At 69.1% G+C, this 24,601-nt stretch carries 21 protein-coding genes; 12 read left to right on the forward strand and 9 right to left on the reverse strand.

Annotated features, from left to right (window positions below; all coding sequences use genetic code 11):
• The first annotated feature begins 77 nt into the window (after positions 1 to 77).
• From ACSMXX_RS15300 to trxA, 7 genes are all read left to right on the forward strand, one after another.
• Complete coding sequence (locus ACSMXX_RS15300) at positions 78 to 2,651, forward strand: DUF6049 family protein (RefSeq protein ID WP_473184576.1); 2,574 nt, start codon at positions 78 to 80, stop codon at positions 2,649 to 2,651.
• 34 nt (positions 2,652 to 2,685) lie between these two features.
• Positions 2,686 to 5,097: a murein biosynthesis integral membrane protein MurJ gene (gene murJ, locus ACSMXX_RS15305; protein ID WP_473184577.1), complete on the forward strand. Its 2,412-nt coding sequence runs from the start codon at positions 2,686 to 2,688 to the stop codon at positions 5,095 to 5,097.
• Positions 5,098 to 5,208: 111 nt separating this feature from the next.
• Positions 5,209 to 7,146, forward strand: coding sequence for a protein kinase family protein (locus ACSMXX_RS15310; RefSeq protein WP_473179258.1), 1,938 nt, complete (start codon positions 5,209 to 5,211; stop codon positions 7,144 to 7,146).
• A 59-nt stretch (positions 7,147 to 7,205) separates the two neighbouring features.
• Positions 7,206 to 8,003, forward strand: coding sequence for an RNA polymerase sigma factor SigM (gene sigM / locus ACSMXX_RS15315; RefSeq protein WP_473179259.1), 798 nt, complete (start codon positions 7,206 to 7,208; stop codon positions 8,001 to 8,003).
• Positions 8,000 to 8,989: a hypothetical protein gene (locus tag ACSMXX_RS15320; protein ID WP_473179260.1), complete on the forward strand. Its 990-nt coding sequence runs from the start codon at positions 8,000 to 8,002 to the stop codon at positions 8,987 to 8,989. The genes sigM and ACSMXX_RS15320 overlap by 4 nt, the downstream gene beginning before the upstream one ends.
• A 120-nt stretch (positions 8,990 to 9,109) precedes the next feature.
• Entirely contained in the window at positions 9,110 to 10,117 is a 1,008-nt protein-coding gene (gene trxB / locus ACSMXX_RS15325; RefSeq protein ID WP_473179261.1) for a thioredoxin-disulfide reductase, read from the forward strand.
• Positions 10,118 to 10,209: 92 nt separating this feature from the next.
• Positions 10,210 to 10,539 carry a thioredoxin gene (gene trxA / locus ACSMXX_RS15330; RefSeq protein ID WP_473179262.1) on the forward strand — a complete coding sequence of 110 codons (330 nt, stop codon included), beginning with the start codon at positions 10,210 to 10,212 and terminating at the stop codon, positions 10,537 to 10,539.
• Between the two features lie 145 nt (positions 10,540 to 10,684).
• On the opposite strand, the gene ACSMXX_RS15335 is transcribed toward trxA, so the two are convergent.
• The 9 genes from ACSMXX_RS15335 to rpmH form a co-directional block, all read right to left on the reverse strand.
• Entirely contained in the window at positions 10,685 to 11,302 is a 618-nt protein-coding gene (locus ACSMXX_RS15335) for a GNAT family N-acetyltransferase (RefSeq protein WP_473179263.1), read from the reverse strand.
• A gap of 98 nt (positions 11,303 to 11,400) precedes the next feature.
• The gene (locus ACSMXX_RS15340) at positions 11,401 to 12,570 is read right to left on the reverse strand and encodes a ParB/RepB/Spo0J family partition protein (RefSeq protein WP_473179264.1); all 1,170 of its coding nucleotides are present in this window, start codon (positions 12,568 to 12,570) and stop codon (positions 11,401 to 11,403) included.
• On the reverse strand, positions 12,567 to 13,640 hold the full coding sequence (locus ACSMXX_RS15345; protein ID WP_473184795.1) for a ParA family protein: 1,074 nt from the start codon (positions 13,638 to 13,640) through the stop codon (positions 12,567 to 12,569). The genes ACSMXX_RS15340 and ACSMXX_RS15345 overlap by 4 nt, the downstream gene beginning before the upstream one ends.
• Before the next feature lie 253 nt (positions 13,641 to 13,893).
• The gene (rsmG, locus tag ACSMXX_RS15350; protein ID WP_473184796.1) at positions 13,894 to 14,616 is read right to left on the reverse strand and encodes a 16S rRNA (guanine(527)-N(7))-methyltransferase RsmG; all 723 of its coding nucleotides are present in this window, start codon (positions 14,614 to 14,616) and stop codon (positions 13,894 to 13,896) included.
• A gap of 59 nt (positions 14,617 to 14,675) precedes the next feature.
• A complete protein-coding gene (locus tag ACSMXX_RS15355) occupies positions 14,676 to 15,194 on the reverse strand; it encodes a Jag family protein (protein WP_473179265.1) in 519 nt (172 codons plus the stop codon).
• 18 nt (positions 15,195 to 15,212) lie between these two features.
• Positions 15,213 to 16,367 (reverse strand): membrane protein insertase YidC, encoded by a 1,155-nt coding sequence (gene yidC / locus ACSMXX_RS15360; RefSeq protein ID WP_473184797.1) that lies wholly within the window; start codon positions 16,365 to 16,367, stop codon positions 15,213 to 15,215.
• 8 nt (positions 16,368 to 16,375) lie between these two features.
• Positions 16,376 to 16,666 carry a membrane protein insertion efficiency factor YidD gene (gene yidD, locus ACSMXX_RS15365; protein WP_070031154.1) on the reverse strand — a complete coding sequence of 97 codons (291 nt, stop codon included), beginning with the start codon at positions 16,664 to 16,666 and terminating at the stop codon, positions 16,376 to 16,378.
• Positions 16,663 to 17,040, reverse strand: a complete 378-nt coding sequence (gene rnpA / locus ACSMXX_RS15370) for a ribonuclease P protein component (protein WP_473179266.1) — start codon at positions 17,038 to 17,040, stop codon at positions 16,663 to 16,665. The genes yidD and rnpA overlap by 4 nt, the downstream gene beginning before the upstream one ends.
• Before the next feature lie 24 nt (positions 17,041 to 17,064).
• On the reverse strand, positions 17,065 to 17,202 hold the full coding sequence (gene rpmH / locus ACSMXX_RS15375) for a 50S ribosomal protein L34 (protein WP_027748981.1): 138 nt from the start codon (positions 17,200 to 17,202) through the stop codon (positions 17,065 to 17,067).
• A gap of 462 nt (positions 17,203 to 17,664) precedes the next feature.
• On the opposite strand from rpmH, the gene dnaA reads away from it, so the two are divergent.
• The 5 genes from dnaA (at position 17,665) to ACSMXX_RS15400 (ending at position 24,561) form a co-directional block, all read left to right on the forward strand.
• On the forward strand, positions 17,665 to 19,617 hold the full coding sequence (gene dnaA, locus ACSMXX_RS15380; protein ID WP_473184798.1) for a chromosomal replication initiator protein DnaA: 1,953 nt from the start codon (positions 17,665 to 17,667) through the stop codon (positions 19,615 to 19,617).
• 857 nt (positions 19,618 to 20,474) lie between these two features.
• A complete protein-coding gene (dnaN, locus tag ACSMXX_RS15385; RefSeq protein ID WP_473179267.1) occupies positions 20,475 to 21,605 on the forward strand; it encodes a DNA polymerase III subunit beta in 1,131 nt (376 codons plus the stop codon).
• Positions 21,606 to 21,782: 177 nt separating this feature from the next.
• A complete protein-coding gene (gnd, locus tag ACSMXX_RS15390; protein ID WP_473179268.1) occupies positions 21,783 to 22,715 on the forward strand; it encodes a phosphogluconate dehydrogenase (NAD(+)-dependent, decarboxylating) in 933 nt (310 codons plus the stop codon).
• Positions 22,716 to 22,723: 8 nt separating this feature from the next.
• A complete protein-coding gene (recF, locus tag ACSMXX_RS15395) occupies positions 22,724 to 23,911 on the forward strand; it encodes a DNA replication/repair protein RecF (protein WP_473184799.1) in 1,188 nt (395 codons plus the stop codon).
• Positions 23,908 to 24,561 (forward strand): DciA family protein, encoded by a 654-nt coding sequence (locus ACSMXX_RS15400; protein ID WP_473179269.1) that lies wholly within the window; start codon positions 23,908 to 23,910, stop codon positions 24,559 to 24,561. The genes recF and ACSMXX_RS15400 overlap by 4 nt, the downstream gene beginning before the upstream one ends.
• Positions 24,562 to 24,601 lie beyond the last annotated feature (40 nt).

The following is a 24,601-nucleotide window of genomic DNA, read 5'->3' on the forward strand; positions in this document are numbered from 1 at the left end:
GGCACGTGCCTTCTCAGGGCATCGTTACCATCAGACGAGCGAGACGCATCCACGACGACACGAGGACGGACGAGCGCGTGGCCGAGGCGGCTGAGAACCAGGGCACCCCGACCGCTCCCGCCCGCCGGTTGCTGCGAGGTACGGCCGCCGTACTGCTCACCACCGGGCCCCTCATCGGCGGCCTGCTGCCCCCTGCCGCTGCCGCATCGGACACCGCGAGCGCTCCGGCCGCCGCTGGCGCCCCCGCCGACGCCCAGGCCGCCGCGGTGAGCCACGCACGCTCGCAGGCGTCCGCCGCCACGGGCCGCAGGGGCACCGGCTCCCAGACCGCCGACATCTCCGTCAACACGCTCTCGCCCGCGACCCCGCAGAAAGGTGACACGCTCAGCATCACCGGCACCGTCACCAACAACGGACGCTCGTCGATCAGCGACGGCCGCATCGGTCTCCGCATCGGCCCCGGCGAGAGCAGCCGCAGCGCGCTGGAGCAGAACGCCGGCCGCAAGGACTATCTGCCGGGCGCCGACGGCAAGGAGGTCGAGGCGAAGCGCGCGACGACCGACGTCGGCAGCATGCGCCCCGGTATCCGCCGCTCCTTCAAACTCAAGCTGCCCGTCAGCGCGCTCAAGATGGACTCCTCCGGCGTGTACCAGCTGGGCGTCACGCTCACCGGGCAGACGCGGGAGCGCCCGTACGACCAGATCCTCGGTATCGAGCGCAGCTTCCTGCCCTGGCAGACCTCCGACGCGGAGAAGAAGACCGGCCTCGCCTACCTCTGGCCGCTGATCTCCTCCTCCCATCTGACCGCGCGTACGCAGTCCGACGAGGCACAGACCCCCGTCTTCCGCAACGACGACCTCGCCAAGGAACTCGCTCCGGGTGGCCGTCTGCAGCAGATGGTCAACCTCGGCAAGGACCTTCCGATCACATGGATGATCGACCCCGACCTGCTCGCCTCGGTCGACGCGATGACCGAGCGGTACCGCGTGCAGAAGAAGGGCGGCGGCACCGCCGCCGGGAAGGGACAGGCGTACGCGAAGCAGTGGCTCATGGACCTGCAGGGCGCCGTGAAGGGTGAGGAGGTCGCGACCCTGCCCTTCGCCGACCCGGATGTGGCCTCGCTCGCCCACCGGGGCAAGAACGTCCCGGGCGCGCTCGGCGACCTCGAGTCCGCCACGAAGCGGGCCAGGAAGACGGTCGAGTCGATCCTGCACACCAAGCCCAGCACCGACTACGCGTGGCCGGTCGAGGGCGCCGTCGACCCGGGCGTCGTAGACGTGGCCACCTCGGCCGGTGCCCACAACGTCATCGCTCGCAGCGACAGCCTCCGGGACACGGCCCTCTCCTACACGCCGACCTCCGCACGCCCCATCGGAGGGGGCAATACGGCCCTCGTCGCCGACGCCCGCCTCTCCGAGGCCTTCGAGGGCGACATGACGCGGCCGGGCGCCACGTCCAGGGCGGTGCAGCGCTTCCTGGGCGAGACCCACGCCGTCACCGCCCAGGTTCCGAACAAGCAGCGCAACATCCTCGTAGCACCGCAGCGGACGCCGAGCGCCGCCCAGGCACGGGCGATGGCACTGGCGCTCAGCTCCCTGCAGAAGGACGGCCGCTGGGTCGAGGGCAGCGACCTGTCGGAGGCGGCCAAGGCCAAGCCCGACCCGGGCGCGAACGGCCGGCTGCCGAGCGGCAGCCAGTACCCGGCTTCGCTGCGCAAGCAGGAGCTGCCCACCGAGGCGTACCGGCACGTGCAGAACACCAAGCGGCTCGTCGGCGACTTCGAGAAGATCCTGACGCGTGAGGACCGCGTGGTCACCCCGTTCGGCAGCGCGGTGGAACGCGGACAGTCCACCTCCTGGCGCGGTGACGCCGAAGGCGCCTCGAACTACCGGGAAGGGGTGCGCAGTTACCTGGTCGGGCTGACCAAGGAGGTCCGCCTCATCCAGAAGTCGCCCATCACCCTCTCCGGACGCAGCGCCACGATCCCCGTGACGGTGCAGAACAACCTGGTACAGGGCGTCGAGAACCTCGAGCTGCGTCTGACGTCCAGGCGCCGCATCGGACTCGACGTCGGTGAGCCGCAGGCCGTCAAGATCGACGGCGAGCACAGCCAGTCCGTGAAGTTCTCCACGACCTCCAAGGCCAACGGTCGTGCGTTCGTGGAGGCACAGCTCTACACGAAGGACGGCAAGCCCTACGGGAAGCGCATGGTCTTCCAGGTCAACGTCACTTCGATCACGTCGACGGTGCTGCTCGTGATCGCGGGCGGCGTTCTGCTGGTGGTTCTCGCCGGAGTACGGATGTACACGACGCGGAAGCGGAACGGCGGCACGGCTCCCGGTGAGGACCCGTCCGGGCCGGACGAGGACGCAGGAGACTCCGACTCGGGCCCCGGCGCTGACGACGCTGACGGCACTGACGACGCAGGGGAGGGCGACGGCGGAGAGCGCCCGGACGCGCCGTCCGGGCCAGGAGAACCGGACAAGGCGGATCAGGCGTCTACCGCAGTCGGGACCGCCGGCACCGACGAGTCCGACGAGTCCGACGGGCCTGACAAGCCCACCGCGCCCGACCAGCCCGCCGGTGCCGGTGCCGACACCGGTAAGGGAAGCGGAAGCCTTCCCGACGCGGGTGAGAAAGTGGACCGTTGAGTCAGCTCGGGAGCAGGGGCAGGGGTAGCCAGCGATGAATGCGCCGCACGACGGTGACCGGGGCGACCAGGCCGCCGGTGACGGCTCACAGCCGTCGGAGGATCCGTACGTACGGGACGCCTACGCACGCGACCCGTACCAGGACCGCGACCCCGCCACCAAGGACCCGGTGAGCGAAGCCATCCAGGACCGCGCGGCCGATCCCCCGCCGCCCCCGGGCACCCTGCCCGACCCGCAGGCCCTCTACGAGCAGCCCGAGCCGGGCCCCGACGCACCCGACCCGCGCCGCTGGGCGCACACGCCCGCACCCGAACCGGACGGCCCGTCCCGGCACCTGCCCTACGGTGACGACCCCGCGACAGTCCAGTACACGGGCCTGGACGGGCTGCTCAGCCGCTCCGGCGACGACCGCTCCGGCGGCGAGGACCCGAGTTCCCAGTCCCGTCCCCAGGCCCAGCCCCAGCCACGGCCGGAAGGCGAAGGGCGCGGCACCGAGGACGCGTTCGCCCACCTCTTCCGCGACCAGGGCCGCTCAAACACCGCCCGCACGCCCGCGGCGCCGCCGCAGCCGCGCTCGGAGAGCACACCCGGACATGAGCCGCAGGCTTCCGCGTCCGGTCCGTACGAGGGCCGTCAGCCGCTCCCGGACGAGCAGCCCACCGCGCGCCCCGGCCCGGGCCCCGGATTCGAAGCCGCACACGCCGCGAGCGCCGAGGTGACGCCGCCGCCCCCTGAGCCCGACGCGCCGTCCGGGCCCGTGCAGGACGAGGCCGCCCAGGGCCCGCCGCCGAAGGGCGGCGGAGGCGGCGGCCGGGCCGGCGGACTACTGCGCTCCAGCGCCATCATGGCCGCGGGCACGATGGTCTCCCGCCTGACGGGCTTCATCCGCTCCGCGATGGTCGTCGCAGCCATGGGCGCCGCGGTCCTCGGTGACACCTACCAACTGGCCATCACGCTGCCGACGATGCTGTACATCCTCACCGTCGGCGGCGGCCTGAACTCCGTCTTCGTCCCGCAGCTCGTCCGCGCCATGAAGGAGGACGGCGACGGGGGCGAGGCGTACGCGAACCGCCTGCTGACCCTCGTCACCGTCCTCCTCGGCTCGTTCACCGTCGTCGCCGTCCTCGCGGCTCCCCTGCTGGTACGGCTCATGTCGGTGCAGATCGCGGAGAACCCCCAGGCGAACGAGGTCACCGTCACCTTCGTGCGCTACTGCCTGCCGTCCATCTTCTTCATGGGCATCCATGTGGTGATGGGTCAGATCCTCAACGCCCGCGGCCGGTTCGGCGCCATGATGTGGACGCCGGTCCTGAACAACATCGTCATCATGGCCACCGTCGGCGCCTTCCTGTGGGTCTACGGCTCCGCCGACGACTCCGGCCTGACGGTGGGCAACATCCCGCCGGAGGGCGTACGGCTGCTGGGCATCGGCACCTTGCTCGGGCTCGTCGTGCAGGCGCTGGCGATGATCCCGTACCTGCGCGCCACCGGCTTCCGCATCCGGCCCCGCTTCGACTGGCGCGGCCACGGCCTCGGGAAGGCCGCGAAGCTCGCCAAGTGGACCGTCCTGTTCGTCCTGGCGAACCAGGCCGGGGTCCTTGTCGTCACCCAACTCTCCACCTGGGCGCAGAAGTCGGCCGCGGCCGAGGGCCACGCCGGAGCGGGCTGGACCGCCTACTCGCAGGCCCAGCTGATCTGGAACATGCCGCAGGCCATCATCACCGTCTCCGTGATGGCCGCCCTGCTGCCCCGCCTCTCCCGCGCCGCCAGCGACGGCGACACCGGCGCCGTCCGCGACGACATCTCCCAGGGGCTCCGCAACTCCGCCGTCGCCATCGTCCCCATCGCCTTCGGCTTCCTGGCCCTCGGCGTGCCGATGTGCACCCTGATCTACGGTCCTTCCGGCATCGACGCGGCCCGTTCCATGGGATACGCGCTCATGGCGTTCGGCGTCGGCCTGATTCCCTTCTCGGTGCAGTACGTCGTGCTGCGGGCCTTCTACGCGTACGAGGACACCCGCACGCCGTTCTTCAACACCGTCATCGTCGCCGTCGCCAACGCCGTGGCCTCGTCCGCGTGCTTCCTGCTGCTGCCCGCCCGCTGGGCCGTCGTCGGCATGGCAGCCTCCTACGGCCTCGCCTACGTCGTCGGCGTCGGTATCGCATGGCGGCGCCTACGTCTGCGGCTGGGCGGCGACCTGGACACCGCGCACGTGCTGCGTACGTACATCAGGCTCGCCGGTGCCGCCGTACCCGCCACTGTGGCCGCAGGTGCCGCCGTGTACGGCATCACCGTGGCTCTCGGGAGCGGAACGCTCGCTTCACTGGCTTCGCTGGTCGCCGGAGGGATCGCATTGGCCGTCGTTTTCGTCCTAGCCGCGAAGAGGATGCGGATCGAGGAGATGACGGCCATGGTCGGTATGGTGCGTGCCCGCCTCGGGCGCTGACCGTACAACCATCCGCAGCCACTGCGTGTCGTGCATAGCGGCGGACTGTGGGCACAATTGTTGAGCTGTTTCACAGAGTGGCTGCAATGAACTGGGGAGGCAGGAACGACGGTGGCGGAACGGAGCACAGCTGCCGTCGGCGTGGCTGAGAACAGCGGTGACGAGGAAGCACTCACCGCCCGGGCGGACAAGGCCAGCGTCGACAGCGCGACGGACGGACAGAGCGGCAGCGACCGGCCCCCGGAGGACACCAGATCTGACGCCCCCGCCATGACGGGCGGAAGCCAGGACAGCGGCCTGGCCGACAGCGGCACAGCAGACGGCACAAGCCCTGCCGGCGGCCCCGGCAGCGCGGGCGACCAGAGCGGCGGCAGCCTCGCGGACGGGCCGTCCGCGGCCGCCCACAGCCCGGTCCGGGAGGATCAGACACAGCAGCTCGGCACCGCCGGGGCCACGGGGCCGGCCCGGGAAGCCGTGGCCCCCGGCCCCGCCGCGACGCCCGAACCTCCGGAGCTGCACAGCGGTCACAAGCTGGCCCGGCGGTATCGTCTGGAGGAGTGCGTCACCCGTCTGGACGGATTCAGCAGCTGGCGTGCCGTGGATGAGAAGCTGCGCCGTGCCGTCGGCGTCCACATCCTCCCCTCCGGCCACCCCCGCGCCCGTACGGTGCTCTCCGCCGCCCGGTCTTCGGCCCTGCTCGGGGACCCGCGCTTCGTCCAGGTCCTCGACGCCGTCGAGGACCACGATCTGGTCTACGTCGTCCATGAGTGGCTCCCCGACGCGACTCCCCTCAGCGACATCCTCGCCACCGGCGCGCTGGAGCCGCACGACGCGTATCAGCTCGTCACCCAGGTCTCCCAGGCCATGGCCGCCGCACACCGCGAAGGGCTGGCCCACCTGCGGCTGACGCCGGGCACGGTGCTGCGTACGGGTTCCGGCCAGTACCGCATCCGCGGGCTCGCCGTGAACGCCGCCCTGCGCGGCATCAGCAGCGACACCCCGCAGCGCACCGACACCGAAGGAATCGGCGCCCTGCTCTACGCGGCACTGACCCAGCGCTGGCCGTACGAGGAGGACGCGTACGGGCTCACGGGAGTCGGATCGCTCGCCAAGCGCACCCTCGTCGCGCCCGACCAGGTGCGCGCCGGCGTGCACCGTGGCCTCGCCCAGCTGGCGATGCGCGCACTCGTCAACGACGGCGCCACCGCCTCCAGCCAGGAACAGCCCTGCGCCACTCCCGAGGACCTGGCCAAGGCCTCCTCCGCGCTGCCGCGGATCCGGCCGCCGGAGCCCAGCTTCAGCGCACCGGGCCCGTATCAGCGCACCACCTACCAGCAAGGCGCGTACGGACAGGGCGGTGCCCACGCCCGGCCGGCCCCCGGCATGGGCGGCCACGGATCCCCGGGCGACCGTCCGGCACCTCCCGCGCTCCCGGGCCGTACGGGCAAGGTCCTGAAGTGGGGGGTCTCCGCCCTGCTCATCGCCGCGCTCGGCCTGGGCAGCTGGCAGGTCGCCGACACCCTCCTCAAGGGCGACAACTCCCCGGGGGAGGGCGCGGGCCAGACGCAGGGCAACGACGAGACCGGCGGCACCGGAAAGCCCGTGAAGATCGTGGACGCCAAGGACTTCGACCCGCCGCCCGGCGGGAACGGCAGCGAGAACCCGGGGAAGGTCCCCGACGCCTACGACGGATCCCACGGCACCTACTGGCTGACGCAGAAGTACTACGGCCGTCCCGACTTCGGGAATCTCAAGCCTGGTGCAGGGCTCGTCCTCGACCTCGGCAAGCCGCAGCCGGTGAGTTCGGTCGAGGTCGACTTCATGGGCACCACCTCCGCCGATCTCCGCGCCGCTCCCGGAGACACCGCCGCGATGCCCACCTCGCTCGACGGATTCAGCAAGGTCAGCGGCGGCACGGGCAAGCATCTGAACCTCAAGACGAAGAAGCCGATCAAGACTCGTTACGTATTGGTATGGCTCACTGAGCTCCCGCTCTCGGACGACGGCAACTACCGTGGCCGGATCACAGAGATCCAGGTAAAGAGCTGATCCCTCGACAGTGACGCACGGCACGGCCGGCGGGCGAGGATGACGGGAGGCGTCCGACGGTGAGCGACGACAGCGGCGGCAAGCGAATGCGCCGCCGCCCAAGACACGGGCGAGGCGGCCCGGGCACGGGCGACAGATCCGGACGGCCCCCTGTCCCGGCTCAGGACCGGGGGCCCGACGCACCGGACGACAGGGAGCTGCTCGCCCGGCACGTCGAAGGCGACGCCGAAGCCTTCGGCGAGCTCGTCCGCCGGCACCGGGACCGGCTCTGGGCGGTGGCGATACGCACTCTCGGCGACCGCGAGGAGGCCGCCGACGCCGTGCAGGACGCTCTCATCTCCGCCTACAGGGCGGCGCACACTTTCCGCGGCCAGTCCGCCGTCACCACCTGGCTGCATCGCATCACCGTGAACGCGTGCCTCGACCGTGCCCGCAAGGCCGCCTCCCGCCGCACTCAGCTCACCGACGACAACGAGCGCCTGGATCTGCTGCTGGAGCCCGAGGAGTCCGCCGCACTTCCCGCAGAGCGCCGGGATCTCAACCGCCAGCTCGTGGCCGCGCTCTCCCAGCTTCCCGCCGAGCAGCGGGCGGCACTCGTACTCGTGGACATGCAGGGTTATCCCGTCGCCGAGGCCGCAGAGGTACTCGGCATCGCAGTGGGCACCGTGAAGAGCCGCTGCGCCCGTGGAAGGGCCCGGCTGCTGCCCCTCGTCACACACCTTCGGCCGAACGAGGAGGCGAGGGGTAGCTCACAGCAGCCCGGGGGAAGGAACCGGACCCGGGGGCCATCCGTCCCACCGGCGGAAGGCGTCACACAGCGACCCGGAGCGGTGAAGGGAGGAGGAGAGCACACATGACATCCACTCCTTTCACGTCCGGCGCGCGCAGCACCGACGGCCATCCGGACGTCGCGGAGATCTCCGCGCTCAACGAGGAACTGCTGCCCCCCGACCGTTCGTCGGCGCTCCACACGCATCTGGCGTCCTGCGCACTGTGCGCGGATGTACTGGCTTCGCTGGAAGAGATCCGCGGGACGCTCAGCGCGCTGCCAGGTCCGGCCAGAATGCCCACAGACGTCGCGGGACGCATCGACGCGGCCCTCGCCGCCGAAGCTCTGCTCTCCTCTTCGGAGAGCGACGCCTCCCTGGTTTCACGTGAAACCGGCGAGGCTCACGACAGCGGCCGATACGCGAGGCCCGCAACGGAAACGGCCGCCGGATACGGCGCCGGCGTCGTTTCACGTGAAACCGGCACCTCCCGCCGTGCCGCCGACCGTCCAGCCGGACGCCCCGGCGGCGGCAGCGGTCCGGGGCGGCACCGGCCGGCCCGCCGTGTGCGCCGGTGGCGCTCAGGGATCCTCGTGGGTGCGGGCGCGGTCGTCGCGCTGGGCCTCGGTGGTGTCGTCATGCAGTCGATGAGCGGCTCCGCTCCCTCCACCGCCGAGTCCGGCCACGACGAGAGCGAACGCGCCACCGCTGGCAGCGCACTCGAGAAGCATGTCCAGGGTCTACTCGCGAAGAACGAGACCGGAGGATCCACGGAGGGGACCGGCGGCTCGCCGTCACGGGACATCAAGACGAAGGAGAGCCAGGGGGACGCCCCGCTCGCGGGTGGCGCCACCTCCGTTCCGTCCTGTGTCCGCGCGGGCATCGACCGTACGGATTCGCCCCTCGCCGTCGACGAGGAGGCCCCGTACAAGGGCGGCACCGCCTACCTCGTCGTCCTTCCGCACGAGGACGACCCCAAGCGGGTTGACGCATATCTCGTCGACCGGTCCTGTCTAGGGGACGAGGGCAGCGGTCCGGGAGACGTGCTCACCAGGCACACCTACACCCGGCGCTGACACACAGCGGCCCTGACGCCTGCCAGGCGGCACCACCGGGAATGTCTGCCCCCTAGGATCCGTTGGGTGGGGTGAGAACCTCACAGACCGGAAAGCAGTCGGCAGACAAGGAAGACTCCCGTGAGCGACGTCCGTAACGTGATCATCATCGGCTCTGGGCCCGCCGGCTACACCGCCGCCCTCTACACGGCGCGGGCTTCGCTGAAGCCGCTGGTCTTCGAAGGCTCGGTGACAGCGGGCGGTGCACTGATGAACACCACCGAGGTCGAGAACTACCCGGGCTTCACGGACGGCATCATGGGCCCGGAGCTCATGGACCAGATGCGCGGGCAGGCGGAACGCTTCGGTGCCGAGCTGATCCCGGACGACGTGGCCGCCGTCGACTTCTCGGGTGAGATCAAGACCGTCACCGACTCGGCAGGCACGGTCCACCGCGCCCGCACGGTGATCGTCTCCACCGGGTCCGCCTACCGCTCCCTGGGGCTGCCCCGCGAGGAGGAGCTGTCCGGCCGTGGCGTCTCCTACTGTGCTACGTGTGACGGCTTCTTCTTCCGCAACCAGGACATCGCCGTCGTCGGCGGTGGCGACACGGCGATGGAAGAGGCCACGTTCCTCTCCCGGTTCGCCAACTCCGTCACCGTCGTCCACCGCCGCGACGCGCTCCGTGCCTCCAAGGCGATGCAGGAGCGCGCATTCGCCGACCCGAAGATCACCTTCGCCTGGGACAGCGAGGTGGCCACGATCCACGAGAAGGACGGCAAGCTGAGCGGCCTGACCCTCCGCAACACCAGTACTGGAGCCACGTCCGAGCTGCCGGTGACGGGGCTCTTCGTGGCGATCGGCCACGACCCCCGCGTCGAGCTCTTCAAGGGCATCCTCACTCTGGACGAGGAGGGCTACCTCAAGGTCGACTCCCCCTCCACCCGTACCAACGTGCCCGGCGTCTTCGCCGCAGGCGACGTCGTCGACCACACCTACCGGCAAGCCGTCACCGCGGCCGGTACCGGCTGCTCCGCCGCCCTCGACGCCGAGCGCTACCTCGCCGCCCAGCTCGACGGCAGCGCCGAGTCGGCCGAACCGGAGAAGGCCGAGGAGGCCCAGCAGGCAGCCGAGACCGCAGCGGTCTGAGGGCCGCCGCGGTACCGCACAGCAGGCCGCGGTACCGCACAGAAGACATCAACGCACCACCCGCAACATCACGAGAATCGAGGAGAACCATCATGGCCGGTGCCACCGTGACCGCAACCGACGCCGACTTCGAGGAGGTCGTCCTCAAGAGCGACAAGCCCGTGCTCGTCGACTTCTGGGCTGCCTGGTGCGGTCCGTGCCGTCAGATCGCTCCCTCCCTTGAGGCGATCGCGGACGAGAACAGCGAGAAGCTCACCGTCGTGAAGCTCAACATCGACGAGAACCCAGCTGTCGCCGCCAAGTACGGGATCATGTCGATCCCGACCATGAACGTCTACAAGGGCGGCGAGGTCGTCAAGACCATCGTCGGCGCGAAGCCGCGGGCAGCTATCGAGAAGGACCTCGCCGAGTTCATCGGCTGAGGCGACTGCGGCGGAAGCCGAGCTCACCCCTCGCTCAACGGAACGGCCCGGCGCACGACGCCGGGCCGTTTCACGTGAAACCAGAAACCCAGAGACCCGGACTCCCGTCCCCGACATCTCAGAACCGGCCGCTGCTCCGCCGCGGTCACAACGGCCGAAGCACGCGGTCCTTCTGCACCGCCCCCATCAGTTGATCGAGCGCGCGCTCCATGTCCTCCCGCCAGGAGACCGTCGAGCGCAATTCCAGTCGCATCCTGGGAAAGCTGTGATGCGGCCGTACGGTCTTGAAGCCGACCGACAGCAGATGGTCCGCCGGCACGAGACATGCCGGCTCGGCCCAGCGTGCGCTTCCGAACGCCTCGATCGCCTTGAAGCCTCTCCGCAGCAGATCCTTCGCAACGGTCTGCACGATGACCCGCCCCAGTCCCTGCCCCTGGCACTCCGGCTTCAGCCACGCCGTCATCAACTGGACGGCGTCAGGGGAGACCGGGCTCGTCGGAAAGGCGAAGGACCGGGGGACGTACGCGGGAGGTGCGTAGAGCACGAAGCCGACCGGCTTCTCGTCCACATAGACGACGCGCCCGCAGGACCCCCACTCCAGCAACACCGCGGAGATCCAAGACTCCTTCTCGACCTCGGGCCGCCCGGCTCGCGCCGCGGCCTCACCGCTGACGGGATCAAGCTCCCAGAACACACAGGCGCGGCAGCGCCCGGGAAGGTCGGTGAGGTTGTCCAGCGTGAGCGGAACGAGCTGTCGCCCCATGGATCCATCGTATCCATGGGGCGACATTCGGTCCCGTTCTTGCGGGCCGGTATCGGCAAGACCCGAACCAGCCGCTCTCACGGCTCCCGGCCAAAGGCTCAGTCCTCGCTCTCCTCGTCTCCGGTCTGCGCGGTCTCTGCGGTCTCTGCGGTCTCTGCGGTCAACTGCTTACCCAGCACGCGGCCTTCGCCCGGGGCGAGCTGACCGAGGATGCGCTCAAGGTCGTCGACCGAGGCGAACTCGACGACGATCTTCCCCTTCTTCTGGCCGAGATCGACCTTCACCCGCGTCTCGAAACGGTCCGACAGCCGGCCGGCCAGTTCGTCCAGCGCGGGGGAGACCCGCCGTCCCGCACGGGGACCCTTCGGCTTGGCCGAGCTCTTGGCTGAAGAACCCGCCATCGTGACGATCTCCTCGACCGCACGCACCGACAAGCCCTCGGCGACGATGCGATGTGCGAGGCGGTCCTGCTCGTCACCGTCCTCCACCGACAGCAGGGCGCGCGCATGCCCGGCGGAGAGCACCCCTGCCGCCACACGCCGCTGCACCGACGGAGAAAGACGCAGCAGCCGCAGCGTGTTCGAGACCTGCGGACGAGAACGGCCGATTCGGTCGGCGAGCTGATCGTGCGTGCAGTTGAAGTCCTTCAGAAGCTGGTCGTATGCGGCTGCCTCTTCCAGAGGGTTCAGCTGTGCCCGATGAAGGTTCTCCAGAAGAGCGTCCAGGAGCAACTTCTCGTCATCGGTGGCTCGGACGATCGCCGGGATGCGCTCCAGGCCGGCCTCACGGCATGCACGCCAGCGCCGCTCACCCATGATGAGCTCATAGCGCTCCGGCCCCAACTGACGTACGACGACCGGCTGGAGCAGTCCCACCTCTTGGATGGAGGTGACCAACTCCGCCAACGCGTCCTCGTCGAAGACCTCACGTGGCTGACGCGGGTTCGGTGTGATGGCCTCCAGTGGCACCTCTGCGAAGTGCGCCCCGACGGGAGCGACTTCGCTCGCCGACGCAGCCACGTCGTCGCCCGCCGACGCCGACGCCGACGCCGACGTTTCACGTGGAACGTCGTCCCGTGCCTCGCTGTCCGGCAGCGCCGTCACCTTCGCCGCGGCCACACCACGATCCGGCGGGATCACAGGAACGGCGCTCGGGGAAGTGGCGCCGTTGGCGTCGACCGAGGGCTTCCCCTCATCAGTTCCGGATGCCGGCGCGGCCGGGATCAGTGCACCCAGCCCCCGGCCCAGCCCCCTACGTCGATCACTCACTGCGTCCCCTCCGGCATGGTGCTGTTCTGCTGTTGCTGCAGCTGCTGAACCGACTCCTCGTGCCGCTGCTGCACGTTCGGATCGCGCAGCGCAATCTCACGAGCTGCCTCCAGATAGGAGAGTGAGCCGCTCGATCCAGGATCGTAGGTCAAAACGGTCTGCCCGTAACTGGGAGCCTCCGAGATGCGTACGGACCGAGGGATGTTCGTCCGTAGCACCTCTGCACTGAAGTGGCTGCGCACCTCGTCCGCAACCTGCGAAGCGAGCCGCGTACGGCCGTCGTACATGGTGAGGATGATCGTCGAGACGTGCAGTTGTGTGTTGAGGTGACCCTTGACCAGATCGACGTTCCGAAGAAGCTGCCCCAGACCCTCGAGCGCGTAGTACTCGCACTGGATCGGGATCAGCACTTCGGCACCGGCGACAAGGGCGTTGACGGTCAGCAGACCAAGCGAAGGCGGGCAGTCGATCAGGACATAGTCCAGGGGCTGCTCATACGCACTCAGCGCACGCTGAAGGCGGCTCTCCCGTGCGACCAGCGACACCAATTCGATCTCCGCACCGGCGAGATCGATTGTGGCGGGTGCGCAGAAGAGTCCCTCCACGTCCGGCACCGGCTTGACGACGTCCGAAAGCGGCATGCTTTCGACCAACACGTCGTAGATCGACGGTACTTCCGAGTGATGGTCGACACCCAGGGCTGTCGAAGCGTTCCCTTGAGGGTCCAGGTCGATCACGAGGACTCGGGCACCGTGCAGGGCCAGGGAGGCGGCCAGGTTCACGGTGGTGGTGGTCTTCCCGACTCCACCCTTCTGGTTGGCCACGACCATGATCCGTGTCTGCTCGGGCCTGGGGAGGCCTTCGCCGGCACGGTTCATCGCCTCTACCGCCTGCTGGGCGGCGCGACCGATCGGCGTATCGTCCATCGGGGGCGGAGTTTCACGTGAAACATCCACCGATTCTGAACGGGGGCCGGGGACCGGGTCGGCCATCGGTCCCGCGGTATTGGCGTCGGACCGCAACGGTTCACTCTCCTCGACATAAGGCTCGTGCTGAACAGAGCCTGCCATGCTTTCGGTGTCATGAACCAGCGAGCCCCGCTCAGTTGTGGATGAATCCACCGAGGAGCGGGGCTTGGACGAGGGTTTCTGGTCGCGTTGCGCAGCTTGAGCGCGACCACGGCTGATGATTCCTTGCAAGAGAGAGCGGCGTTTCACGTGAAACACGATGCACACTCGGGCACCGCACACCAGGACGACACACCGTAACGCATAGTCTTAAGAGCTTTTTTGGAGTAAACGGACATCCCGCTCTGTGCGGAAATCAGCGTCGCCGACGCCCAGTGCGTGCCGCCCGTCCACGTGCCTTCTGCGCCTTCGCCCGCCGCGCCGCGAAGCGCACACCCCCCGGGCTCTCGCCGACCTCAGCCCGTACGACCGTGGAGAGCGGATGCACCACACCGGAGCCCACCTGGACCACCGATGTCTCCACGACACCGAGTTTGTGCAGCGCGTCGCGTGCGCCCTTCAGCTCCTCGTCGGCCGTGTCGCCCTTGATGGCGAGCATCTCTCCGTACGGCCTGAGCAGTGGAATGCCCCAGCCGGCCAGCCTGTCCAGCGGAGCCACCGCCCGGGCGGTCACCACATGCACCGGCTGCAGCGCGCCCAGCATCTCCTCCGCGCGGCCACGCGCCACCGACACGTGATCCAGCCCCAGCAGCTCGACGACCTCCTCGAGGAACGTCGTACGCCGCAGCAGGGGCTCCAGCAGCGTGATCTCCAGGTCCGGCCGTACGAGCGCCAAGGGGATGCCCGGCAGGCCCGCACCAGAACCCACGTCACAGACCGTCACGCCTTCCGGCACGATCTCCGACAGAACGGCACAGTTCAGCAGGTGCCGCTCCCACAGCCGCGGCACTTCCCGCGGCCCGATCAGTCCACGGCGCACGCCCACATCCGCGAGCAACTCCGCATAGCGCTCGACCTCGGGGAGTTGCTCGCCGAACAGCTTCCGGGCCGCCTCGGGCGGCCGCGACAGTTCCGACAGCTCACTGGACTCCGCCGAGCCCCCCTCAGGTGGCCCGGCCTGCCCCACCGAACCGTCGGTCACGGCAGCACGACCACACAGCGCTGTGGTTCCTCGCCCTCGGACTCACTGCGCAGCCCCGCCGCCTTGACCGCGTCATGGACGACCTTGCGCTCGAAGGGCGTCATGGGCCGCAGCTTCACGGGCTCTCCAGAGCCCTTGGCGTCCTGCGCCGCCTTGGCTCCGAGCTCCGCGAGCTCTTCACGCTTCCGGGCCCGGAAGCCCGCGACGTCCAACATCAGCCTGCTGCGGTCGCCAGTCTCCCGGTGCACCGCGAGCCGCGTCAGCTCCTGCAACGCTTCCAGAACCTCACCCTCGCGGCCCACCAGCTTCTGGAGATCGCGACCGGACCCGTCATTGATGATCGACACCGCGGCGCGGTCGGCCTCGACGTCCATGTCGATGTCGCCGTCGAGATCGGCGATGTCGAGGAGCCCCTCCAGGTAGTCGGCCGCGATCTCCCCCTCCTGCTCCAGGTGGGACAGCGTGTCCGTCTCCTCCGCAGCAGTCGTGCCAGTGGTGTCCGTCGTCTCCGTCACGCCGTGGGCTCCTTCTCGCTACTTCTTGGAGGGGTGCTTGGGGCGCTGCGCTCCACCCTTGCGCTGCTGCCCCGACTTCTGCTGTCCGGACTTCTGCTGTCCCGACTTCTTCTGTCCGGACTTCTGCCCGGCCTTCTTCGGCTGCTGGCGCGATGCCGCACCGCCGGAGTCCGCCTTGGAGGCGCCGTTCCCACCGTCGTCCTGCTTCGTGAGCGACGTGGGCCCGTCGGTGCCGGCCGCCCTGCCCTGCTGACGCTGGGACTTCGACTGCCGCTTGGGCTGCTGACGCCGGGAGCGTGCCTCTTCCGCAGCCTCCCGCGCCTCGACCTCCTTCGGGTCCTCCTTCAGCTTCCCGGCGGCCCGCAGCTTCTCCTGACGCTGCTTGTACGCGATGGAGCCCGGTGTCGGATTGCGCTTGATGACGAACATCTGCTGCCCGAGCGTCCAGACGTTCGTCGTGAGCCAGTAGACGAGAACACCCACGGGGAAGTTGATGCCGAAGACGGCGAACATGATCGGGAAGACGTACATCAGCATCTTCTGCTGCTGCATGAACGGCGTCTTCACCGTCAGGTCGACGTTCTTCGTCATCAGCTGGCGCTGCGTGTAGAACTGCGACGCCGACATCATGACGATCATGATGACCGTGACGACCCGCACATCCGTCAGCCCGGCTCCGAGCTCGGCGACCTTCTCGGCGCTGTCCAGGAACTTCGCCGCGATCGGAGCGCCGAAGACCGACGCGTTACGAGCGCTGTCCACCTGCTCCGCGGTGAGGACACCCACCGGCCGGTTGTTCGCGATGTGGTTCAGCACCTGGAAGAGCGCGATGAAGAACGGCGACTGCGCGAGGATCGGCAGACAGCTGGAGAGCGGGTTCGTGCCCGTCTCCTTGTACAGCTTCATCATCTCTTCGGACTGACGCTGCTTGTCGCTCTTGTAGCGCTCCTGGATCGCCTTCATCTTCGGCTGGAGCGCCTGCATGTTCCGCGTCGACTTGATCTGCTTCACGAACAGCGGGATCAGGCAGATCCGGATCAGCACCACCAGGAAGAAGATCGACAGACCCCAGGCCCATCCGCTCTCCTCCGCGAACACGAGGCTGAACAGCGAGTGGAACTGGACAATGATCCAGGAGACAGCGATATAGAGAGGTTCGAGGATATCGTCCAGGAAATTCATCAGGCTCCTTGGGCGTTGGACTGGGTCCGGTACTGCTGCCAGCGGTAACGCAGCCGCTGGTGCCAAACCGGATGCTTCCGGGCGGGGACGTGGTCGACGCCACCTGGGGACCAGGGGTTACAGCGCAGAATGCGCCAGGCCGTCAGCGCCGTCCCCTTCACAGCGCCGTGCCGCCCGATGGCCGCGTAGCCATAGTGCGAGCACGACGGGTAGTACCGGCACACCGGCCCGAGCATCGGACTGATGGTCCACTGATACAACTTGATCAACCACAGCAGCGGGTACTTCATGACGGAGGCCTTCCAAGCAGCCGCCTGAAAGCGGCGTCCAGGTCGCGCACCAGCTCGTCATGGCCTGCCACACCCGCGCCCGGCAACGCCCGTACGACAACCAGGCTACCTGGGGGCAACGCGGCCAATCGCTCCCGTACCAGATGCCGAAGCCGCCGCTTGACGCGGTTGCGCACAACCGCGTTGCCGACGGCCTTGCTCACGACGAAACCCGCACGTGCCGGGGGAGCGTCTCCCCTGGCCTCGTGCGGGTCCGATGAGCTGCTGTTGCTGCGAAGGTGGACGACGAGAAGCGGGCGGCCCGCCCGGCGTCCTCGGCGTACCGCGGCCGCGAAGTCCTCGCGCCGCCTCAGCCGGTTCTCGGTAGGCAGCACGTCATGGACCGGAGGTCAGGCCGCTCAGGCCGACAGGCGGCTGCGACCCTTGCTGCGGCGGTTGGCGACGATCGCGCGGCCGGCGCGAGTCCGCATGCGCAGCCGGAAGCCGTGGGTCTTCGCGCGGCGGCGGTTGTTCGGCTGGAAGGTGCGCTTGCTCACTCGGGGGCTCCAGGAAAGCTTCGTGTCCCGCGTCGGCCGCGGGAGATGGGCGTATGGAGTCGACAGGCTGTCACCGTGCGCCCACGAGTAGCTCGCAACGCCCGAGTGCGCACCGCTTCATGATCCGTGAAGAGTCTCATGGATCTTGCCCATCGGAGGCAGGCGGCAGCAGCCGTCGACAACTCGACCTCGTTACGGTACGCGCGGCTACGCCATTCGGTCAAACCACCGACGGCCCCCACCGAAGGCTGCAGCGAGGGGCCGGGCACCGCTCGTGCACAGCCTGTGGACAACGACTTGAATGGTGCACGTCGCCCTGACTACCGTGACTGAACTTCCCATCCCTCCCGACCGCCCGCAGAACCACACATTCGTGGGATCCAGCCGGCTTCCCCGAAGCATCACACCCAGCGAGTGAGAGAAGCGTGACCCGTGGCTGACCTGCCTGCCGATCTTGCCGCAGTGTGGCCACGAGTACTGGACCAACTCCTCTCGGACGGTCAGGGCGTCGAGGCCAAGGACCAGCGTTGGCTGCGCGAAGCCCAGCCACTGGTCCTCGTCTCGGGCACCGCTCTCCTCGGCGTGCCGAACGAGTATGCGAAGGGCGTCCTGGAGGGCCGTCTCTCCCCGGTGATCAGCGATGCGCTCAGCCGGGAGTGCCAGCAGCCCATCCGGCTCGCGATCACGGTCACCGGGCCCGCTCCGGAAGCGTCCGCCCAGTCGGCGGCCACCGACGCGGCGGCCGCAGCCGCGGCAGCGGCGGCACCGGACGCGCAGCAGTCCGCTCCGTCCGTACCGGCACAGCACACCCCCGCCCCGCACGAGAGCGGAGACGCGGGTGGTCCGGTGGGCCACGAGCACGGCGGCGGCGGATACGACAGCGGCTACGACAACGGCGGGTACGCCGGCGGCAGGTACGAGAGCTACGAGAACCGCGACCTTCCCAGCCCGCGTCCCGCCTACCCGGAGTACCCGGAGGCGCCGCGGCAGAGCGGCGCGTGGCCGCAGCCCCAGCAGAGTCAGTACGCGCCCCGGAACCAGCCACCGCCGCAGCAGCAACAGCACCACTCACAGCAGACGCACCCCCAGCAGGCGCAGCAGCAGCACCAGCAGCAGACGTACGAACAGCACTACGACCAGCACCGCCCGCCGCACCAGCAGCAGTACGAGCGCCCCCAGCCCTCGTACGAGTCCTACGAGCACCAGCGCCAGGCCCAGCAGCAACTGCCGCCTCCCCAGGGCCAGATGCCGCAGCCGCAGGTGCCGCCCCAGGGCCAGCCCCCCGCCCCTCGCTACGACGGCCCGTCCCAGCTCCCCGCGTCCAGCGGCGCCCCCGGACCCCTCGCCGCGCAGCCCGCGCCCGCCACGGGTCCCGGCGAACCGACCGCGCGATTGAACCCGAAGTACCTCTTCGACACGTTCGTCATCGGCGCTTCCAACCGCTTCGCGCATGCCGCGGCCGTCGCCGTCGCCGAGGCACCGGCCAAGGCGTACAACCCGCTCTTCATCTACGGGGAGTCCGGGCTCGGCAAGACGCACCTGCTGCACGCGATCGGTCACTACGCGCGCAGCCTCTACCCGGGCACACGAGTGCGCTACGTGAGCTCCGAGGAGTTCACCAACGAGTTCATCAACTCCATCCGCGACGGCAAGGCGGACGCATTCCGCAAGCGGTACCGCGACATGGACATCCTGCTCGTGGACGACATCCAGTTCCTGGCCGACAAGGAGTCGACGCAGGAGGAGTTCTTCCACACCTTCAACACGCTGCACAACGCGAACAAGCAGATCGTGCTCTCCAGCGACCGTCCGCCCAAGGCGCTGATCACGCTGGAGGACCGGCTCCGCAACCGCTTCGAGTGGGGCCTGATCACGGACGTACAGCCGCCGGAGCTGGAGACGCGCATCGCGATCCTCCGGAAGAAAGCGGTGCAGGAGCAGCTCAACGCACCGCCCGAGGTGCTGGAGTTCATCGCCTCCCGGATCTCCCGCAACATCCGCGAGCTCGAAGGCGCACTGATCCGGGTCACGGCCTTCGCATCGCTCAACAGGCAGCCTGTGGACCTCGGTCTCACCGAGATCGTCCTCAAGGACCTGATCCCCGGCGGCGAGGACGCCACACCGGAGATCACCGCACCGGCCATCATGGCGGCCACAGCGGACTACTTCGGGCTCACGGTCGACGACCTTTGCGGCTCGTCCCGCAGCCGCGTCCTGGTGACCGCGAGGCAGATCGCCATGTATCTGTGCCGCGAACTCACCGACCTGTCACTGCCGAAGATCGGCAGCCAGTTCGGCGGCCGCGACCATACGACCGTGATGCATGCCGACCGGAAGATCCGGGCGCTCATGGCCGAGCGCCGCTCGATCTACAACCAGGTCACCGAGCTCACGAACCGCATCAAGAACGCCTGAGCGCACTCCTTCACGCGGCCCCCTTACACGCCCCTTCACGCCCGCCGCGCGCGCTCCCTCGCGTCGTACGCCGCCACGAGCCCTCTCGGAGTCAACTCCCCGGGGGCTCTTCGCTGTTCGAATCCAAGAGGCACCAAGGGCGAGTTCCACAGCCTGGGGCCGAATGAGGCGTCCACACCCTGTGGGTCCCGCAAGTTGTCCCAACAGCGTCCACAGAGGGGACTGCTGACAGGCGATCACCGGTGGTCAACGGGGTGTGGATTTGTGCGCAACCGAGTCCACAGGGTGTGGACCCTGGAAGCGGAGAACCGGACGGAGGAGGTCACTGTCCACCGCCCGCCCACAGCCTCCGCCATGTTGTCCCCAGCTTCTCCACAGCGCTGTCCACTGTTCGGCAACTCAACGCGCCTGCTCACTGGTCCGAGTGAAAGCCGTCACACCCCACCCCCCACACCCCCTGTGGGAAACCTGGGGACAACATTGCACGTGGCTGTGGGGAAGTTCCGGCGGGCTGTGCACCGGATGTGCAGAACTTTTCGGCGTCCACAGAAACCGTCACCTGTCCACTGGTCCCGCCCACAGGGCCGGTGGACAAAATTCGCGCGCTGAGCAGGGAAAACGGACTTATCCACGGTTTCCACAAGCCCTACTACTACGACCACGGTTATATAGCGCGGAATCTGTTTCGAAGTGGGGGCTGTGCACAACTCAGGCCGCCCCTGTCCTACCCATCCCGCAACGACTTGACCCACACCCACGCCGACTGTCGGCGGCGTGCGTCAGACTGGTCCCCGGCAACGAGCCGACTAGGACAGGCGGCAGGGCGAGCAGCCAGCAACAGCAGGAGGCGGCTGAAGGTGAAGATCCGGGTAGAGCGCGATGTACTCGCGGAGGCGGTGGCGTGGGCTGCGAAGAGCCTCCCCGCCCGACCGCCCGTGCCTGTCCTCGCAGGCCTGCTGCTGAAGGCCGAAGACGGTTCCTTGAGCCTGTCCGGCTTCGACTACGAGGTCTCGGCGCGGGTTTCGGTCGAGGGCGAGGTCGAGGAGGAGGGCACGGTCCTCGTCTCCGGCCGGCTGCTCGCCGACATCTGCCGCTCGCTCCCCAACCGTCCCGTGGAGATTTCCACAGACGGTGTACGGGCGACCGTGTCCTGCGGCTCCTCGCGGTTCACCCTGCACACACTGCCTGTTGAGGAGTATCCGGCGCTGCCCGAGATGCCCACCGCCACCGGCACGGTGCCGGGCGAGGTGTTCGCGTCCGCGGTCTCCCAGGTCGCGATCGCCGCCGGCCGCGACGACACGCTGCCGGTGCTGACCGGTGTACGGATCGAGATCGAGGGCGACACCGTCACCCTGGCCTCGACGGACCGGTACCGCTTCGCCGTCCGGGAGTTCCTGTGGAAGCCGGAGACACCCGACGCCTCCTCGGTGGCGCTCGTACCGGCCAAGACGCTGCTGGAGACGGCCAAGTCGCTCAGCAGCGGCGACAACGTCTCGCTGGCGCTTTCGGGTTCGGGTTCGGGCGAAGGCCTGATCGGTTTCGAGGGCGCCGGGCGGCGTACGACCACCAGGCTGCTCGAGGGTGATCTGCCCAAGTACCGCACGCTGTTCCCCACGGAGTTCAACTCGGTGGCGGTGATCGAGACTGCGCCCTTCGTCGAGGCGGTGAAGCGCGTCGCCCTGGTCGCCGAGCGGAACACTCCGGTCAGGCTGAGCTTCGAGCAGGGCGTGCTGACGCTCGAAGCGGGTTCCAGCGACGATGCACAGGCTGTGGAGCGTGTGGACTCGGAGCTGGAGGGCGACGACGTCTCGATCGCCTTCAACCCGGGCTTCCTTCTTGAGGGCCTGAGCGCGATCGACTCCCCTGTCGCCCAGCTCTCCTTCACGACGTCGACGAAGCCGGCGCTGCTGAGCGGCAAGCCCGCGAGGGACGTCGAGGCGGACGACGCGTACAAGTACCTGATCATGCCTGTGCGGTTGTCGGGCTGAGCTGCCCGTCGACTCCGACTTCGACTCCGGGTCCTTGTCCGTCATGGGCCGGGCGGGGGTCCCGTAGCGCGTAGCGCCCCTGGTCAGCACGTATGAGCGTCCGGTGTCCACAGGTGTGCACGCGACCTGTGGGCGTAGGGTCGGGGCGCAGTACGAACCGTGAAAGAAGGGGCACTGATGGAGCTCGGTCTCATCGGTCTCGGCAAGATGGGCGGGAACATGCGCGAGCGCATCCGCCGGGCCGGCCACACAGTCATCGGCTACGACCGCAATCCCGATGTCGCGGATGTGCGGAGCGTCGAGGAGCTGGTGACGAAGCTTGAAGGGCCGCGCGTCGTGTGGGTGATGGTGCCGGCGGGCGCTGCCACGCAGTCGACGATCGATCAGCTGGCAGGGCTGCTCTCCCCCGGTGACGTGGTCGTCGACGGCGGCAATTCGCGCTGGACGGAGGACGAGCAGCACGCTGAGGAGCTGGCGGCCAAGGGCGTCGGTTTCGTCGACTGCGGTGTCTCCGGCGGCGTCTGGGGCCTCGAGAACGGCTATGCGCTGATGTACGGCGGGGACGCCGAGCATGTGGCCCGGGTGCAGCCCGTCTTCGACGCGCTCAAGCCCGAGGGCGAGTTCGGCTCCGTGCACGCCGGCAAGGCCGGCGCGGGCCACTTCGCCAAGATGGTCCACAACGGCATCGAGTACGCGATGATGCAGGCATTCGCCGAGGGCTGGGAGCTGCTGGAGGCCGTCGATTCGGTGACGGATGTGCGTGAGGTCTTCCGCTCGTGGCAGGAGGGCACCGTCATCCGGTCCTGGTTGCTGGATCTCGCGGTCAAGGCGCTGGAATCGGACGAGCACCTTGCCGAACTGCGCGGCTATGCCGCGGATTCGGGCGAGGGGCGCTGGACGGTGGACGCGGCGATCGATCACGCGGTGCCGCTGCCGGCGATCACGGCGTCGCTCTTCGCCCGCTTCTCGTCCCGGCAGAAGGACTCGCCGCAGATGAAGATGGTGGCGGCGCTGCGGAATCAGTTCGGGGGTCACGCGGTCTCGGCGAGCGGTGCCCATGTGGACGGTGACACTCCGGGGGCGGACGTCCTTCCGCCGGTGGGTGGTTGACGGTTCCGATGCACGTCACGCATCTGTCGCTCGCCGACTTCCGTTCGTACGCCCGGGCCGAGGTGTCTCTCGGTCCGGGCGTGACGACGTTCGTGGGGCCGAACGGGCAGGGCAAGACGAATCTCGTGGAGGCCGTCGGCTATCTCGCGTCGCTGGGCAGCCACCGGGTGTCGTCGGACGCTCCGCTGGTGCGGATGGGTGCGCCGCGCGCTGTCGTACGGGCGGCGGTCCGGCAGGGGGACCGGCAGCAGCTGGTTGAGCTGGAGCTGAATCCGGGCAAGGCGAACCGGGCGAGGATCAACAGGTCCTCGCAGGTGAAGCCGCGCGATGTGCTGGGGATTCTGCGGACGGTGCTGTTCGCGCCCGAGGATCTGTCGCTGGTGAAGGGTGATCCGGGCGAACGGCGCAGGTTTCTGGACGAGTTGGTCACGGCGCGTTCGCCGCGGATGGCGGGCGTGCGTTCCGATTACGACCGGGTCCTCAAGCAGCGCAATTCGCTGCTGAAGTCGGCTGTGATGGCGCGGCGTCACGGGGGGCGTGACGTGGACACTTCGACGCTGGACGTGTGGGACGAGCATCTGGCGCGTGTGGGTGCCGAGTTGCTGACGCGGCGGCTGGAGCTGATATCGGCGCTGCGGCCGCTTGCGGACAAGGCGTACGAGCGGCTGGCGCCGGGCGGCGGTCCGGTGGGGCTGGAGTACAGGGGCACTCCGGCGGACGGCGGCAGCGGCGACGCGGGCGGTGCCGGTGGCGGCGATGGCGGGGGCGAAGGCGGGGGCGAGGCCGGCGCGTTCTCTCCGGCGGAGCTGTACGACGGGCTGCTGGGGGCGTTGCGTGAGTCGCGCCGTGCGGAGATGGAGCGGGGTGTGACCCTGGTGGGTCCGCACCGGGACGATCTGGTGCTGAAGTTGGGGGAGTTGCCGGCGAAGGGCTATGCGAGCCACGGTGAGTCGTGGTCGTTGGCGTTGTCGCTGCGGCTGGCGTCGTACGAGTTGCTGAAGAGCGAGGGCAACGAGCCGGTGCTGGTGCTGGACGACGTCTTCGCGGAGCTGGATGTGCAGCGGCGGGCGCGGCTCGCGGAGCTGGTGGTGCCCGGCGAGCAGGTGCTGGTGACGGCGGCTGTGCCGGAGGATGTGCCGGAGGTGCTGGCGGGGGCCCGTTTCACGGTTGCCGGCGGGGAGGTGCTGCCGGAATGAGCGATGAGCCGGCCGGGGAGCCACAGGAGTCGCGAGCGGAGACGACCCGGAGGACCCCAGAGCTGACCTCGGAGACGACCCGGGAGACCCCGCGGACCCCGGCCCCGGACGCGGCGGAGCCGCCGGGCGCGGAGCGTCCGGAGCCCGGGGAGCCCACGGGTGTGGACCTGGCCCGGGTGGCGTTGCGCGCGGCCAAGGAGCAGGCGCGTGCGCGCGGTGCGGCGGCTCAGCAGAAGAAGGACGTACGGCGTGGCCGGGTGCCGCGTTCCGCCGCGGGCCGTGACGGGCGCGATCCGCTCTCCCTGGGGGCCGCGGTGCGGGGCTTGATCACGGAGCGCGGCTGGGCGGTCCCGGCTGCGGTGGGCGGTGTGATGGGCCGCTGGCCGCAGTTGGTCGGGCCTGAGGTGGCGCAGCACTGCGAGCCGCAGCGGTTCGACGAGGAGGAGCGGGTGCTCACGGTGCGGTGTGACTCCACGGCGTGGGCGACGCAGTTGCGGTTGCTGGCGCCGAGGCTTGTGGCCCGCCTGAACGAGGATCTGGGCGATGGAACGGTGGCGTTCCTGAAGGTTCGCGGACCGCAGGCGCCGGGCACGCGCAGTGGTCCGTTGCGTGCGCCGGGTAGCAAGGGTCCGGGCGACACCTACGGGTGATTCGTGACGGCGCTCACGGTGATGGAGCGTTGACAGGTCG

This window comes from Streptomyces sp. DSM 116795 (assembly GCF_055792905.1).